The sequence below is a fragment of the Gemmata sp. SH-PL17 genome (genome assembly GCF_001610855.1).
GTDB lineage: Bacteria > Planctomycetota > Planctomycetia > Gemmatales > Gemmataceae > Gemmata > Gemmata massiliana.
This window is the reverse complement of the sequence record NZ_CP011271.1, coordinates 2,460,183-2,475,590: the sequence shown is the minus strand read 5'-3', so window position 1 is coordinate 2,475,590 and position 15,408 is coordinate 2,460,183. Positions and strand designations below refer to the sequence as shown.

Sequence of the window (15,408 nt, the reverse complement as noted above, 5' to 3'; positions counted from 1 at the left end):
CCCGACTTTTCCGCCGTATATACCGCGATGTGCCGCTCACGAAGTGCGAGCTTCGAGGTAGACGAGACTTTGCCGCGCGGCCTCCAATGGATCGCTCGCGCACTCGTCCAGTTCGATGACCCAATCGACCGGGTGCGTTAGGGTGTTCAGGATTCGGGGGATGTCGACGGCTCCGTTCCCGAGAGCCGTCATCGGTTGGCCGTACACGGCCGGTCCGTCCTTCCAGTGAATCGACCCGAGCCGCGGTCCCAGTTCCGAAACGGCGCCGGCGGGGTCGAACCCTGCGGTCCGCGCCCAGTACACGTCCAACTGCCAGAAAATGTCGGGATGCAGTTCCTTGTGAAGCGTGCGTATCGGGAGCACGCCTTCGAGCAGCTCGAACTCCCACCAGTGGTTGTGCAATCCAAATTCGAGTCCGTGTTCGCGTGCGAGGTTCCCGGCTGCGTTGCAGTTCGCGATCAGATCACGCAACCCCGCAGCAGAATCGTAACGCGGATCGCGGGGCCACCCGTGCCAGATGATCTTCCGGCACCGGCACACGTGAGCGATTTGTGTCCAGTGTTCGATGTTCGCGGGCGTCGGCAGGTCGCCGTGGATCGACACGACAGTCAATTCGTGCCGCGCGAGTGCTTCTGCGAGGCGCTCAGCGGATAAGCCGAGAGGAAGTGGCGCGAGTTCGACCGCTCGAAAGCCGGCGGCCTTCACCGAGCGGAGCGCCTGCTCGATGTCCGACGAGACGGCGTCTCGAATCGTCCAAAGTTGAAGTGCTGTGGGGGAACGCCCCTGATCCTTTGGGCTGCTCATCGAGTGCTCGGTGAGGATCGGCCCGGCGAAACGCGGCCGGGGCACCAAGGTACTCGAATCGATCCGCGAACCCAAGGGTTTTTGCTACCGGTACCGCACCTTATCCGGCTTCGGTCGCGTTCCAGTCTGCGGACCACCCACCCGCGGCCCGGTACATCTCGTCGCCCGTGTGCTGGGTAAACTCGACCACCAACCGGTCGTCGCGCAGCCCAAGTAGCTCGGTGCAGATTGCGATCAGACCGCGTGCGCGTTCGGCCCGCTGGTCTGGGGTGCGCCCCGATCGGACGTCGCACATTACGATCGCCCCTGGTTCGCCCTCTCCATCAAGCGCCGTCCACAGGTTGCCCGCGCCGAGTTCCCGGAACCCAACAGTCACCCGGGCCGGCGTGGTGTCCATCGACTTGGCATAGAGGGCGGCGATCCGGCGCGCGACCTCACGCTTCGTCTCGGTCGGGTAACTCCCGGGCACGTCCAGTTGCAGGTACGGCATTGCGACATCCGCCTTGATGAGTCTTCTGGGGCGTCTGTTTGCTCCCAGGGTGCGCTCGCTGCGCGATCGACCCTGGGCTGAGGAATCTTACCCCGTTCGGGGTAGGCCAACCGCACATGCGGCCAGCCAATCGCATGTGGGCACCACACCCACCGCCCTTGTGGGCGGGGTTCACCTGTTGCGCCAGGTTAAGGCACCATTGGCAACGGATGTACGGGCCACGTTATGGGCGAACCCCGCCCGCAAGGGCGGTGGGTCGTAGGGCTTGGGGCGCCAGTCGCCGGCGCCACCAATGCTTGTACCCCAACGGGGTTAGATTCCTCAGCCCAGGGTCGATCGCGCAGCGAGCGCACCCTGGGAACAAACAGGGGGCTACTTCGGGGCGCCCGGAATGATGTGACTCACCGCGCGAACGAGGCGCTGGAACTCGGGGTCGGTGCGGATCGGGTCGAGGTCAGTGTCTGTTGCCAGGAGCTTCATGTCGTCGAACCCGGCACGCAGCGCGAGTGCGAGCAAGCGCAAGGCTTCCGCGCGGTCGGGACCGCGCGGGGCGTGCTTCGCGAGTTGAGCGTGCAGCCCGGCTGCTTGGTACTTGCGGTACGCGGTTGGTTCTGCCGCGAGCACGGTAGCTGCGTCTGCGCGCGCCTCGGGCGCGCGCCCCAACCGGGCGAGGTACACCCCGCGCCCGGCGCGCCCCTCGGTGTGGTCGGGGTACAAATCGAGCAACCGGTCCAGGAGCGAGATCGCCTCCGCTTCGCGGTGCAAGTGGTCCGCGAGAACAATGGCTTTATCGAGCAAGGCTTCGCGCATTGCGGGGGCGATCTTCAGCGCGGCGTCAAAGTCCGCGAGCGCGCCGAGTGGCTCTTTCGCCATCCGGTGGCGCCCGCGCGTGGCCCAACTAAGGGGGTCGTTCGGTTCGCGCTTCAACCCCGCCGCGCGATCGGCATTCGCGCCCGCGGGGTTGTTGTCCGCGTGGCGCACACGCGATCGAAGGAAGAGTACCCGGGCGGGTGACGCCGGGTCCGCCAGTACGGACGTGAAATCGGCCTCGGCCCCCTTGTACTGTTTCAACCCCTCGCGGGCGAGTCCGCGGTTCACCAGCACAACGGTCCAGTCCGGTTTCAGTTCAAGTGCGCGGGTGAAATCGGCTTCGGCTTCCTGGTAGCGCTTCTGTTTCAGCCGGGCGATACCGCGGTTCGCGAGTGCGAGTGGGAAGTCTGGCACGAGCGCGAGACACACGCTGAACGCGGTCGCGGCATCGGCCGGTTGCCCGAGCGCGTCGTGGCACATCCCGCGTGCGAACCACGCCCGGAAGTGCGTCGGGTTACGGTCGCAGAACCGCGCGAGGAGCGGGAGCGCTTCGCGGTAGCGATCGGTGGCCGCGAGGTCTAATCCATCGAACTGGAGGTCCGCGTCGCGTGCGGTTACGGGGGCGGGGCGGAACAACGGCACCGGGCGCCCGTCGCGCCGGGCTTCGAGTTCGGCCCGGTGCCGATCGAGCACGCCGGGGCGGTCCTCCGGTGCGAACAGCCGGTCAGCGGCAGCGTTCCAGCGCAGCCCGGCCTCGATCGCCTCGCGCGAGTACCCGCCGGCCTCGGCCTCCACGCGCGTCATCAGCACGAGCATTTCCGCCAACGCTTTCTTCAGTTCGACGCGGCGTGCTGTGTCCAACAGCACGAACTGCGGACGCTGGTCCCACGCCGGGTCGTCGGCGACCGCGTACCGCGCGACCACGTTGCGCGCGTCGGCCAGTCCGCGTTCGCGCAGGGCCGGGTCGGTGCGAGAACCGAGTTCCACGGCCGCGGTGTGGAGTTGACTCACGGCGGCATCGGCCGCGACCAGGGCCTCGGCGCGCTGTACTTCTTTTGTGCGGGTGGCGATCTGCGTTTGCCGGACGGCCGCGACGGACGCGGGCAGCACGAACAGCACCAGAGCTGCGGCCGTGACCATCAGTGCGGTCGCGGGGCGCGGATTGCGCCGGCGCCACTTCCGGGCGCGCTCGCGGAACGAAGATTCTGGGGCGAAGCGCAGCGGAAGGTGCGCGAGGTGCCGGGCGATGTCTTCCCGCAAGTCCGCCGCGCTCTGGTACCGGCGCGCGGGGGCCGGGTCGAGGAGCTTCGCGACGACGGCCGCGATCGCGGGCGACACGGCCGGGTTCCGCTCGCGCACCGGGACCGGCGGTTGCTCCTGAACGGCAATCTGCCGACGCACGGTGTCCTGCTTATTCGGCAGTGAAACGTGTGGGAACGGGAGTTCCTGCGTGAGCATCTGGTAGAGCATCACGCCGAGCGAGAACAGGTCGCTGCGTGCGTCTACGACGGCCGGTTCACCGGCGAAGGCACGCAGGTGCTCGGGCGCCATGTACGGGAACGTCCCGCCGACCGAACTCGCGGCCTCGTCGGTGCCGTCGGTCGAGGTCGCCACGTTGAAGTCGAGGATCATGGGCGTGCCGTCGTCGGTGAGCAGCACGTTCCCGGGCTTCAGGTCGCGGTGAAGGGTGCCGGCGCGGTGGGCGTGGGTCAGCCCGGCCGCGAGTTGGCCGATCACCCACAGGCACCCGTCCGCGTAGGTCGCGTGATTCAGTTCGTGCTCGCCCGCGGCGGGGAGCTGATCGAACAGTGCGCGGGCCGAAGTCGGAACCTCATCGGACAGGTCGGCGAGCACCCGGGCCAGTGTGTGGCGCCCGAGGAACGGCATGCACACCACCTGGAACCGACCCGCTTCGTGGACCGAGTACACCGGGATGATGTTCGTGTGCCGGAGTTTGGCGAGCGTCTGCGGTTCGGCGGTCCAGACGAGTGTGACCTTCAGCGCGACGAGCCGGTTCGCGAGCGATTCCTGGCGCGCGAGGTACACTCGCGCGAACGCCCCGCGCCCCAGTTCTTCAACGATCTCGAAGTGGAGCAGGTGCGAACCGATGCGCGGGTACGGATCGTCGGAGAGCAGCCCCGAGAGTTCGACGGACGATCCCGAATCGGACCCGTGCCCCACGAAGCACACGCAGTCGGTGGCGTCGTGGGGAGTGAGTGCCGGGGGCGGCGCACTCATGTGATCGGTGCAGACCTCTTCGGCGAAGGCGACCGCGCTGTCGTGATGTTTTCGGGCCTGGGTCGAGCGGGGCACGGCGCACCTCCGCGTGCGATGCAGCCTGTAGGGGGCGAATGGGTGTGCTGGTTGGGCGATCGGCGCTTGACGCTCCGTGCCGGGACGATGTGCGGCTGCAGCAAGCCTAGTACGTGTTTCGCGCCCGTGCGCCGGTGCGGTAGTTTTTTGCGTTTTCGTTCCGCAGGTGAATCCCGACCCGGTCTTATGGTGACACCACGATTCCCCGCGCCGCGACGGTGCCGGCGTGGTATTCTGCCGCCTGCGAATTCTCTCCGTTGGTGTTTTGAGGGGCAGAAATGGACCGCGTAACGGCCGCATGCGAGTACCTCTTCGAGATGCGCTCAACCCAGCGGCCGGTCGCTGCGCTCCCCGCGGATCTCGTGCCCCAATCGATCGCCGAGGGGTATCTGGTCCAGGAGCGCCTCGTTGGGAAGATCCTGAATCAATTCGGTAGCCGACCGATTGGGTATAAGATCGCCTGCACGAGCGAACTGGCGCAGAAGGCGCTCGGTGTGGACGGTCCGTTCTTCGGGGTGCTCATGTCGCACTCTTCGTACAGCAGCCCGGCGACGCTTCGAGGATCGGACTTCGTGGTTCGGTGCGCGGAGGCGGAGTTCGGGTTCGAGATGGGGGCCGACGTACTCCCCGGTCCGGTGTACACGGCCGACACCATTCGCCCGTTCATCGGAACCGCGATGCCCTCAATTGAGATCGTGGACCACCGGTATCACGACTGGCAAACGGTGGGAGCGCCGTCGCTCCTCGCTGATAACGCGATCCACGGCGCGTGGGTCGCGGGGGAGCCGTATGCCGACTGGCGCGACCTGGACTTCGCCCGACACCCGGTCACGCTCGTGGTTAACGGGGAGCAAACGTTCCCCGGTTCGGGCGCGGCGGTGCTGGGTAACCCACTGAACGTGGTAGCGTGGCTGGCGAACCAACTGCCGAAGTTCGGGCGCCGGTTGGGGCGCGGGGACCGAGTTACGACCGGCATCACGACCGGCATCTACCTCGCGCGCCCCGGCGACCACCTCGCCGCGGACTTCGGTCCGCTCGGTCAAGTGAGCATGAGCTTCACAACGGACTGAGCGAGCCATCAGTTCGCGCGGGTCGAGCAATCGGCGTAAATCGGTCGTAACTTTGGGCCAACAGCCCAGGAATTGAAGATTTTTGGACAGGATTAACAGGATCAACACGATTCCGAACGTATCTCGTATCGTTTCTTCCTTCGGTTAATCCTGCCTACATTTGCTGAATGATGTAACTCGCTACTGCGAAACTCGCTCCACCGAAGACAAGAACCCCTGCGGCGAGTAACAGCCGCGCCCACGTCATTTTGCCCTCGGTGCCGGGCAATCGGATCACGAGAACCATCAGAGCAACGAAGATCGATCCCAACGGCACTACGATCAACAGGTAATCGAGGAAGTACATCGTTCCGTCTCCTTGCGGCACATCGGCTTCATTTGTATTCACCCTGGTGCGGGCGCGTCTGTGGGCTTCAGGAACTGGATGAACGCTTCCGCGGCGGGCGGGGGCGTTTCGCCGCGGCGAATGAGAATGCCCGAGTGGATCGGTTCGATCTGGTCCGGCAGCTTTCGCACGCCGACGTTCACCCCGCGGGTCACCGACCCGTTGGGCATCAGCGGGACCAGCGACACCCCCAAGCCCGCTTCCACCATCTTCACCACGATGCCCGTCGTAGTCGCTTCCATATCGACACGCGGACTCAATCCCAATCGGTAGAAGGCGTTCAGCACGTGCTGCCGGCCGGTCGACCCGCGCTCGAACACAATAAGCGGCACGCCCACCAAGTCCGCCAGAGTCAACCCGCGTTTCTTGAGGAGCGGGTGACGCGGGGGTGCGATCAGACCCCAATCGAGTGAGAACAGGTGCCGGTAGTCCAGTCCGGAGCCACCCTCGTAAGGCGCGGCCACGCCGAACGCAAGGTCCGGGTCGCGGAGCAGCGCGTCCTCGATGTCGCGCTCGGTGCGCGAACTCAGCCGCACGCGGATCGCCGGGAATGCGCGGTGGAACCGACGGACCGCGTCGAGCATCGCGTACAGCGTGAGGTACTGCGTCGCGGCGACGTGGACCTCCTGCGGCCCCGCGGGTTCGTTCCCGCCGAGGCGCCGGGCGCTCTCCAGGAACGCGGTCGCACGCGGGAGGAACTGCTCGCCCTGCGGCGTGAGCGGGGACCGGCGCCGCGGGCCGCGCTGCTTGTGGTACAGCGACACCTTGAGCAGCCCTTCGAGCGCGACGAGCCGGTTCCGCAACCCCTGTTCGGTGATGTGCAACCCGGCCGCGGCCGCGCGCAGGCTCCCGGCACGGGCGAGTTCCACGAGCGCGGCGACTTGATCGGTCGAAACGGACGGGAGCGGATCGGCCATCAGCGCGCCTCAACGGTTCGCGGGGTGCGGTCGCGGGTTGAGCAAAGGGTGCGTACCCCTGTTTGTTCCCAGGGTCGATCGCTGCGCGATCGACCCTGGGCTGAGGAATGTAACCCCGTTGGGGTACAAACCAGAAATGGGCGCCCGGTGCCCCCCGCCCACAAGAGCGGCGGGTGTGCCACAAACCACGGTACCGGCGCCGGCACCACCAATGCTGATACCCCAACGGGGTTACATTCCTCAGCCCGGGGGCGCGGCGCAGACGCGCCCCCTGGGATCAACCGGTGCCCCTGCGAACAATCCGCAACCGCCGTTATTTCGGATTACCCTTCCGCAGGGCGCGTCCTGGCATCGCGTCGGTGTGCTTGCCGCGGTCGATGATAACTTGCCCGTTCACGATGACGAACTCGATTCCGTCGTTGTAAGCGAACGGCGCAGTGTAGGTCGATTTGTCGATCACCGTGTTCGGGTCAAAGACCGCGACATCCGCGAAGAACCCGGCCCGCAGTGTTCCGCGATCCGTGAGGCCGATCTTCGCGGCGTTGAGTGAGGTCATTTTGCGAACCGCGTCTTCCAGTTTCAGCACACCGCGATCGCGCACGTATAGCCCGAGCACGCGGGGAAACGTCCCGAAGTTGCGCGGGTGCGGGTTGCCGCGTTTGAGGGCGCCCTCGGTCGCGTAGGCGGCACCGTCCGAGCCGATCGAGCACCACGGCTGCTGCATCGCGAGGTTCATGTCCTTCTCGTCGTGGTGCGCGAACACCGTGGGCACCGAACCGCCCTGTTCGATCAGCACATCGAAGAGGACATCGAGCGGGTCGGGCGCCGGGGTTTGGCCCTTCACTTTGGCCGCAATAACGCGGTCCATCGTCAGCCCCTCGTATGCCCCGCGCCCGCTGACCAGCATGCGCGACCAGTCCCCGCCCACCGCGGTGTAATGGTTGTACCAGCCGGGCACGCCCTCACTGATGTCCTTCTTGAGGCGCACGCGATCCTTCGGGTCTTTGAGGCGCTCCAGGAACTTCGCTAGCCCGCCCTCGTGTGCCCACGGCGGAATGATGCTCGACAGGTTGTTGTTTCCGCGCGTGTACGGGTAGACGTTCGCCTGCACGTTCACGCCGCGCTTGCGGGCCGCGTCGATCAGTTCGATCACGTCCTTCATCTTGCCCCACAGCTTCTCGTCGGCGATTTTGAGGTGAATGATGTCCACCGGCACGCCGGCCCGTTCCCCCACCTCGATCACCTGTTTCACCGACGCGAATACGTCTAATCCCTCGCTCCGGATGTGCGAGGAGAAGATTCCGCCGTGCTTCTTCACGACCTTGCACAGTTCGACCAGTTCGTCCGTCGTCGCGAGCGATCCGGGGGGCATCATGAGGAGCGTGGACATACCGAACGCGCCATCCCTCATCGCTTCGTCGAGCAGCGCCTTCATTTCGTCCAGTTGCTTCGGTGTGGGTCGTGTGTGGGATTTTCCCATCACGCACTCCCAGACGTTGTCCATGCCCACGTAACTCGCAACGTTCACACTCACCCCGGCCCGATCGACGGTATCGAAGTAGCCGCCGAGCGTAGCCCACGTGAGGTCTTTTCCGCGTGCGGTGAGTTTGCGCGCGGGTAGTTGTCCCTTCGCGGGAGCCGCCGAGCGCCCCTCACCGAGTACCTCGGTAGTTACGCCCTGGCGCACTTTACTCTGAGCGTGACCGTCTTCGAGGAGCAGGTCGTCCGAGTGCGAGTGAATGTCGATGAAGCCCGGCGCGACGATCAGCCCCTTCGCGTCGATCGTGCGCTTGGCCTTCCCCACAACGGTTCCCAGCGCTGCGATCTTGTCGCCGGTAATGGCAAGATCGCCGTGGAACCACGGGTTCCCGGTTCCATCAACGATGCGCCCGTTCCGGATGACGAGGTCGTATTCGGGGTCCGCGGCGGGGAGCGGGAGCGCGGCCAGTGCGCTCACAAGTGCGGCGGGGATCAGAAGGGAGAGGAACTTCACGGCAGCCTCGCGTGACGAAATTCGGAACACGCAGACCATTTGGCGGGAAATCCGAAGCGAAGACAAACTCGAAATCCGAAAATGCAAATGGCTGAGGAGGGAACCGCCCGCGCGAGGCCTTTGCAAGAACGTTTCACCGCCGAGGGCACGAGAGGGCGCGGAGAAAGGCAAGAACGGTTACCTTCGTCTTTGCCTTTCTCCGCGCCCTCTCGTGCCCTCGGCGGTGAAAATTGGTACGCGCGATCCTGTTCTCACGAGCATTGAGGTTGAACGCACGCATCCCGCCGACACAGAACGCCCTACAATAAGGCCGTTCGTTCCAACGGACCGCGTCGGGGTAGTGCGAAGCGCACGAGGAGCCGGAATGTTCACACCGATCCCGCCACGGTTCGAGATCGACGAGCAACGGGAGCACCCACCGGAACGGCCCCGCGCGATCACGCCGCGCGCAACCACGCGCGCTGGTTTTCGGCTCCCACTCGCGACGTGCGTCGGGTTCGGGGCCGTTATTTTGGGCGGACTTCTGCGGATCAACGCGCGAGAGCTGTCAACTACCGAGAACGGTGCCCGCCTTCAGCCCGATGTCTATGCCTTTTACACCGAGGTTGGTTCGTGGGCCATCGGGTTCGGGGTTCTGGTCGTCGCACTGTGCCTCATCGAATGGGTGCGACGCGACCCGACGGCGCAACGCACGTAGGGCAGCATGAACGTCCTCTATCCGTCGTTCCCGATTCGCCGGCTCCCGGCAATGATCCTGATTGCCGCGCTCGGCACACTGGTCGCCGGCGCTTACGGGGTCGTTCACGATCAGATCAGTTACGCCATTTCTCCCGAGTATTTCACCAAGATGAAGTTCCGCCAGTTCGACTGGGCGGACGTCGGACTGCCGCCGCGGGTGTTCGCGTCCGTGGTCGGGTTCCTGGGCACGTGGTGGGTGGGAATGGTGGCGGGGTGGTTCGCGGCCCGCGCGGGACTGGTCGAATTGCCGCGAGCCGAGCGCTGGCGGTGCGTGCCCCGGTGCTTCGGGATCGTATTGGTCACGGCCGCGGTCGCGGGATTGATTGGGGCGCTCGTCGGTGTCGCGCTGGCGCGGTCGGGTGACCTCAGCTCGTGGGACGAATTGCGCACTGAACTGGCTGTCCGAGACGTTCCGGCGTTCGTGATCGTCGCGTACCTGCACGGCGGCGGGTACTTGGGCGCGGCACTCGGGCTGGTGCTCGCTATCGTTTACGTCCGACGGCGCGTGCGGTCATTCGTGTAGAGGTGTTTCACCGCCGAGGGCACGAGAGGGCGCGGAGAAAAACAAAGGCAAGAATGGCTGTTTTCGCCTTTGTTTTTCTCCGCGCCCTCTCGTACCCTCGGCGGTGAAACATTCCCTTCTCTACGCTTTTGTCGGGCCGTGGGCCGGAGTGAAAGCTTCCGGCTCCTCGGCGTCACCCAGCTTTTCTGGCATGAGTAGCGAGTACACACAGGGCACCACGAACAGTGTGGTGAGCAGCCCGGCCACGAGGCCACCGAGCACGGCGCGGCCCAGCGGGACGTTCGCCTCGCTCCCGCGCTCCAGTCCCAGCGACATCGGGATGAGCGCGAAGAACGTCGCTAGCGCGGTCATCACCACCGGGCGCACGCGGATCGCCCCGGCGCGCTTGATCGCCTCTGTGGGTGTGAGTTTCTCAGTCTTTTGCAGGTTCGTGGCGAAGTCGGTGAGCAGCACCGTGTTCGACACCACGATACCGATCATGAAGATCACCCCGAGCAGCGACTGAATGTTCAGCGCGGTGCCGGTAACGAACAACACGAGCACGACACCGATGATCCCGATGGGTACCGCCGAGAGCACCACCAGCGGCGTGACGTAGGACCGGAACAGCGCGACCAGCAGGAAGTAGATGAGCACGATCGCCGCGACCATGCCCATCCCCTGATACTTGAAGGTCGTCTGCATCTTCTGGTACTCGCCGCTGAGGGCGATCTTCGCCCCCTCCATCGGCTTCTGCTCCTTCGCGTCCGGGTCGAACGGGGTCCAGCTCCCGTCCTTGCGCGCCACGCCGTACTTCGCGACCGCCTTGCTCACGTCCTCCGCAACGTGCCCCAGGTCGCGCCCGGCCACACCCATTGTGAGGTCGATAGTCGGCTGGAGGTTGGTGTGGACGATCTCGGACGGAGCTTGAGCCGGTTTGAGCGAGGCGATAGTTCCCAGGAGCACTGGTTTGCGCTGCGTCGGGCTGGTGATCGGAATGTCGCGTAGCGTTTCCAGTGAGGTCACTTCGCCCTCGGGATACTGGACGCCCACGTAATACTGGTTGTGGCTGATCGGATCGATCCAGAAGTTCTTCTTGTTGAACTGGATGCTGGAGTTGAACGCGGCCACCACGTTCTTCATCACCTCCATCTGGCTCAACCCGAGCGACGCGGCCTTGGTCCGGTCCACATCGATGATGTACAGCGGGTAGTTCAGGCGCTGGATGATGCGCGCGTCCACCACGCCGTCGATCCCGCGCACTTCGTCGAGGATCTTCTCGGCCACCTTGCGGTTCTTCTCCAGGTTCTTGCCGGTCACCTTCACGTTGAGCGGTGTCGACTTGCCCTCGTTCATCGCGGATCGGATCATACCGCCCGAGTCGAACGCGAACTCCAGGTTCCCGCGCGAGAACGGCGTGACGCCCGCGTTCAGCTCCTGCGCCGCGATCTTGCGCTCGTAGGTTTCTTGAAGGAGTCGCTCGAACTCCGGGTCCGTGGCGAACCCGGCCCGTAGCGCAGTGACGTGCTCCTGAGCCGATTTCGAGCGCTCGGAGGTGAGTTGCACTTTCACCACCGCGTCCATCGGCCCGCTGTTCGGGGTGAACGCGGCCGACCAGTCGGCGGTCAGCCCCAACTCGCTCACGACGAGTTCGGTGTCCCCTCCGACTTTCGACTTCACGTACTTCTCGACCGCTTCAACGTACCCCTCAGTTACCTCGATCCGCGTACCCGAGTTGGCCCGAACGTAGATCTCGAACGCGCCCGCGTCCACCTCCGGGAAGAACTCGCGCCGCAAGTGCGGGCCGATCAGCACGACCACCGCGGCCAGGAGCGCGAACGAGCCGCCGATCACCAGTGGTCGCGCCTGGAGCACCACGGCGAGTAGCGATGCGTACCCTTTAAAGACCGCATCGAGTACCGATTCCCACTTCGCGAACAGCGCCGCGATCGGCCCGCGCCGGGCGGGTGCTGCGTGTTCGTTCCGGTGACTGTAGTCCTCGCCGTGCTCCTGGACCGGACCGGCGTGGGCGTGGGGCCGCATCCACGCCGCACACCGCGTGGGGACGAACGTGAGCGACACGAGGTACGCGACCAGCATCGCGAACGCGACCGCCAGGAACATGGGCTTGAACAAGAACGCGCCCAACCCCGGAATAAGAGCGAGCGGAGCCAGCACCAGGAGCGTGCAGAGCGTCGCGGCCAGGGCCGGCATCGCGACCTCGCTCGCCCCCAGGAACGCGGCCTGTTTCGGTTTCGCGCCCAGCCCGAGGTGCCGGTGCGTGTTCTCCAGCACCACGATCGCGTTGTCCACGAGTGGCCCGATCGCGAGCGCGAGGCCCGCGAGGGTCATGACGTTGATGGTCTGCGACGCGCCGAACAGCGCCGCGATCGCCCCAAGCACGGCGATCGGCACCGTCAGCACCGCGATCACCGTCATGCGCCATTCGCCGAGGAACAGCAGGATCACGAGCGAGCACAGGATCGCGCCCAGCACGCCCTCGTTCCGGAGGCTCTCGATGGAACTCTTGACATACACCGACTGGTCCATCACCAGCTTCAGGTCCACGTCCGGAGTCGTGAGCCGGCTCTTCATTTCGGGCAGTTCGTCTCGCAGGTTGTTCACCACGCCGAGCGTGCTGGCACCCTGTTGCCGGTACACGGGGATGTACACCTGCCGCCGTCCGTCCACGCGGACGACGTTCGTCTGAATCAGGTTCGCGTCGCGCGGGAGTGCCACGTCGCGCAGGAACACCATCGTGCCGTCGGTGCCGGTCTTGATGGGCACGTCGCCCATCCGGTCGATCAGGTCGTACATCGAGTTCGAGTCGAGGGCGTAGTCCATGCCCCCGAGCTTGGCCCCGCCCGCGGGGAGGAACACGTTGGACCGGTCGAGGGCGTCCATCACATCAAGGGGCGAGAGCCCACGAACCTGGAGTTCCTGCCGGTTCAGGTACGCGAGCACGGTGCGGATCTTCCCGCCGTACACCACCGGAGCGTTCGCGCCGGGCGACGCCATAATCATGCTCCGGACCTGGTACCGCCCGGTATCGAACAGGACCGACTCGCCCTGCGTCTTGCTGTTCAGCGCCACGATCGCGACGGGCGTAGAGGAGGTCGGGTCGTAGGGCAGAATCACGGGCGGGAGCGTACCGGGCGGGAGGCTCGGAATGGCGGCCGTGGACAGCGAGTTCACCTGAGTGAGCGCCGCACTCGGGTCCGTGTCGTCGGAGTAGTAGTTGCGGATGATGCTCGCGCCGATGATCGAGCGCGACTCCTGGCGCCGGGTGCCGGCCGACTGCCCCACCCAGCGCTCCATGCGCGCGGTAATGTCCGCTTCCACGTTGGTGGCGGACATCCCGCCGTAGAACGTGAGCACCTGCACCGCGGGCGACTTGTACACCGGGAGGATGTCGGCCGGGATGCTCCCGAGCGCGGCCCCGCCCCCGATGGCAATGGTCAGCATCAGAACGGTGATCGCGCGCGGGTTGCCGAGGGAAAAGCGGATCAGCAGATTCATGAAGCGGATCTCGGTAGGCAGTAGGACCGGGCGCGTTCAGGCGGGGCGGTGATCGAACGAATCGCGGGCGGGTTGACGAGCCGCGACCGCAAGGGAGCGGAGTGGCTCCAATGCCAAACGGCGTTCACGTGAAATCGCTGTGCTTCCCGCTCCCTTGCGGTCGCGGCTCGTCAGCCAATCGTTCACGTGAGGCCACTGGCCCCTTGTGGTCGCGCTCGGGCACTCTTAGTGAGCGGCGGTGGCGACTTTCGCCCCGGTCGTCGCGACGACGGCCCCGTCGTCCACCGGGTTGTTGACTCGAAGCACGACCCGGTCCACGGGCGTCAGCCCGGTGAGCACTTCGGCCTCAACGCCGTTGTCCGAGCCGATGGTGACGGGAACCGTCTGGATGCGGTCCCCGCGCACCACGCGGACCGAGGCCTTGCCCGGGTTGCGGTTCGAGAGCGCGATCGTGGGGACGCGGACCGCGTTCGGCGCTCCGACCTGGAGCGTGAGCGTCGCGTGCCCGTAAGCGCCGGAATACAACACGCCGTCCGGGTGGTCCGCGTTCGTCGGGTTGTCCACGTCCACCTCGACGCGCATCATGCGGGTGGCCGGGTCTTGGGCCTTCGCCAGCCGAGAGATCCCGCGCGTGGCGAACGTGACGCGCCGGTCCGGGGTGCCGGCCTCGAACACGGCCGGGTCGCCGACGGTGACGTAGGGCACGTCCCGGTCCGGCACCTGGACCACGACCCGCATCACGTCCGTGCGCGTGACCGACAGGAGCGGTTGCGCCGCGCCCTGGTCCGCGGACTTGACGAAGTCGCCGACGTGGAAGGCGCGCCGCGTAACGACCCCGGTGTACGGGGACCGGATGACCGCGTAGTCGAGGAACACCTGCGTGCGCTCCAGGTCCGACGTCGCGACGCCGACCTCGGCCCTCGCCTGCTCCACGTCGGCCTTAGCCTGGGCGATCTTGGCTTTCGCGGTCGCGACCCGCTCGACGGCCGCGCGGACGGCCTCTTTCGCCTCGTTCTCGCCCTCGAACGCGGACAGGTAGTAGTCCTCTTGCTCGTCCACCACGCGCTGCTCGATGGCCTTCTGCGCGGCGAGCTCGCGGAACCGGTTGAGTTGCTTCTCGCGGTACTGGCAGTACGCTTTCTTGGCCCGCACGAGCACGTTCGCCAGCGCGACCGACGCCTCGGACGACTTCGCCTCGGACTCGGCCGCCGTCACGTGGGCCTCCATCTGGCGCACCTTCGCTTCGGTGGCCGTGACGCGCGCCCGGTCGCGCTCGGCTTGCTTCTGGTACTCGGGCACCGCGATCCGCGCGAGCACGTCGCCCTTCTTCACCGCGCTACCGATGTCCACCGCTTGTTCGATCAGGAACCCGGACACCTTGGCGCACAGGTCCGCGGACTCCAGAGGCTCGACGATCCCGGGCTGGACGCACACGCGGTCGATCCCGCCGGCGCGCGGCGAAACGACTTCGGCGGTGGTCTGCGGGGCCGTTTTCGGCTCTTCGGCGTGCGCCTTCTCGTCGAACAACGGCTTCCCGCGTGCCACGGCGAACCACCCGCCCCCGCCACCCCCACAATGACGAGGGCGAAGAGTCCGAGCCGGGACCAACGAAAATCTTTGGGAGTGTGCGTCATGGCAACGTGTGCGGCTGGAGTTTTCGGAGCGCGGGATCGCTTACGCACGCCGAAAGCAAGTCGCGTGCCACGCGGTTTGGGCGCTAAATCGCCTGGAACATGCCCGATTTGAACAAATCTAGAACACGAGCAGGTCCGGAGACTGGTCCGCACGGTGAAACTTTTCGCAGCGCGAGGAATCGTTCGCCGCGACGAAATGGCGAGTCACAAGACCCTCGCCACACGTCCGGACG

Annotated in this window: 11 protein-coding genes; 3 read left to right on the top strand and 8 right to left on the bottom strand. The window is 65.8% G+C overall.

Annotated elements, in window-relative coordinates; translation table 11 throughout:
• Positions 1-36 precede the first annotated feature (36 nt).
• From VT84_RS10290 to VT84_RS10280, 3 genes are all read right to left on the bottom strand, one after another.
• A complete protein-coding gene (locus VT84_RS10290; RefSeq protein WP_157469393.1) occupies positions 37-849 on the bottom strand; it encodes a sugar phosphate isomerase/epimerase family protein in 813 nt (270 codons plus the stop codon).
• A gap of 55 nt (positions 850-904) precedes the next feature.
• Positions 905-1,294, bottom strand: coding sequence for a tautomerase family protein (locus VT84_RS10285; protein WP_082839465.1), 390 nt, complete (start codon positions 1,292-1,294; stop codon positions 905-907).
• 372 nt (positions 1,295-1,666) lie between these two features.
• Positions 1,667-4,417, bottom strand: a complete 2,751-nt coding sequence (locus tag VT84_RS10280) for a serine/threonine-protein kinase (RefSeq protein ID WP_162271660.1) — start codon at positions 4,415-4,417, stop codon at positions 1,667-1,669.
• Between the two features lie 278 nt (positions 4,418-4,695).
• On the opposite strand from VT84_RS10280, the gene VT84_RS10275 reads away from it, so the two are divergent.
• The gene (locus tag VT84_RS10275) at positions 4,696-5,487 is read left to right on the top strand and encodes a 2-keto-4-pentenoate hydratase (protein ID WP_052559870.1); all 792 of its coding nucleotides are present in this window, start codon (positions 4,696-4,698) and stop codon (positions 5,485-5,487) included.
• Between the two features lie 154 nt (positions 5,488-5,641).
• On the opposite strand, the gene VT84_RS10270 is transcribed toward VT84_RS10275, so the two are convergent.
• The 3 genes from VT84_RS10270 to VT84_RS10260 form a co-directional block, all read right to left on the bottom strand.
• Positions 5,642-5,833 carry a hypothetical protein gene (locus tag VT84_RS10270; RefSeq protein WP_052559871.1) on the bottom strand — a complete coding sequence of 64 codons (192 nt, stop codon included), beginning with the start codon at positions 5,831-5,833 and terminating at the stop codon, positions 5,642-5,644.
• A gap of 38 nt (positions 5,834-5,871) precedes the next feature.
• Positions 5,872-6,789: a LysR family transcriptional regulator gene (locus VT84_RS10265; protein ID WP_082839463.1), complete on the bottom strand. Its 918-nt coding sequence runs from the start codon at positions 6,787-6,789 to the stop codon at positions 5,872-5,874.
• Positions 6,790-7,102: 313 nt separating this feature from the next.
• Positions 7,103-8,782: an N-acyl-D-amino-acid deacylase family protein gene (locus VT84_RS10260; protein WP_204249737.1), complete on the bottom strand. Its 1,680-nt coding sequence runs from the start codon at positions 8,780-8,782 to the stop codon at positions 7,103-7,105.
• Between the two features lie 364 nt (positions 8,783-9,146).
• Here VT84_RS10260 and VT84_RS10255 point away from each other — a divergent pair, with 364 nt between their 5' ends.
• Together VT84_RS10255 and VT84_RS10250 are read left to right on the top strand one after the other, a co-directional pair.
• The gene (locus tag VT84_RS10255; RefSeq protein ID WP_052559874.1) at positions 9,147-9,479 is read left to right on the top strand and encodes a hypothetical protein; all 333 of its coding nucleotides are present in this window, start codon (positions 9,147-9,149) and stop codon (positions 9,477-9,479) included.
• Positions 9,480-9,485: 6 nt separating this feature from the next.
• Entirely contained in the window at positions 9,486-10,043 is a 558-nt protein-coding gene (locus VT84_RS10250; protein WP_052559875.1) for a hypothetical protein, read from the top strand.
• A 120-nt stretch (positions 10,044-10,163) separates the two neighbouring features.
• Here the strand turns inward: VT84_RS10250 and VT84_RS10245 are convergent, their stop codons facing one another.
• Both VT84_RS10245 and VT84_RS10240 read right to left on the bottom strand, forming a co-directional pair.
• On the bottom strand, positions 10,164-13,541 hold the full coding sequence (locus tag VT84_RS10245) for an efflux RND transporter permease subunit (RefSeq protein WP_082839462.1): 3,378 nt from the start codon (positions 13,539-13,541) through the stop codon (positions 10,164-10,166).
• Between the two features lie 225 nt (positions 13,542-13,766).
• Positions 13,767-15,086, bottom strand: a complete 1,320-nt coding sequence (locus VT84_RS10240; RefSeq protein ID WP_162271659.1) for an efflux RND transporter periplasmic adaptor subunit — start codon at positions 15,084-15,086, stop codon at positions 13,767-13,769.
• Positions 15,087-15,408 lie beyond the last annotated feature (322 nt).

Bases quoted from the DNA above. Each gene is read 5' to 3' on its own strand.
- VT84_RS10285 (WP_082839465.1), bottom strand. From the start codon at position 1,294: ATGCCGTACCTGCAACTGGACGTGCCCGGGAGTTACCCGACCGAGACG.
- VT84_RS10275 (WP_052559870.1), top strand. From the start codon at position 4,696: ATGGACCGCGTAACGGCCGCATGCGAGTACCTCTTCGAGATGCGCTCA.
- VT84_RS10270 (WP_052559871.1), bottom strand. From the start codon at position 5,833: ATGTACTTCCTCGATTACCTGTTGATCGTAGTGCCGTTGGGATCGATC.
- VT84_RS10265 (WP_082839463.1), bottom strand. From the start codon at position 6,789: ATGGCCGATCCGCTCCCGTCCGTTTCGACCGATCAAGTCGCCGCGCTC.
- VT84_RS10255 (WP_052559874.1), top strand. From the start codon at position 9,147: ATGTTCACACCGATCCCGCCACGGTTCGAGATCGACGAGCAACGGGAG.
- VT84_RS10250 (WP_052559875.1), top strand. From the start codon at position 9,486: ATGAACGTCCTCTATCCGTCGTTCCCGATTCGCCGGCTCCCGGCAATG.
- VT84_RS10245 (WP_082839462.1), bottom strand. From the start codon at position 13,541: ATGAATCTGCTGATCCGCTTTTCCCTCGGCAACCCGCGCGCGATCACC.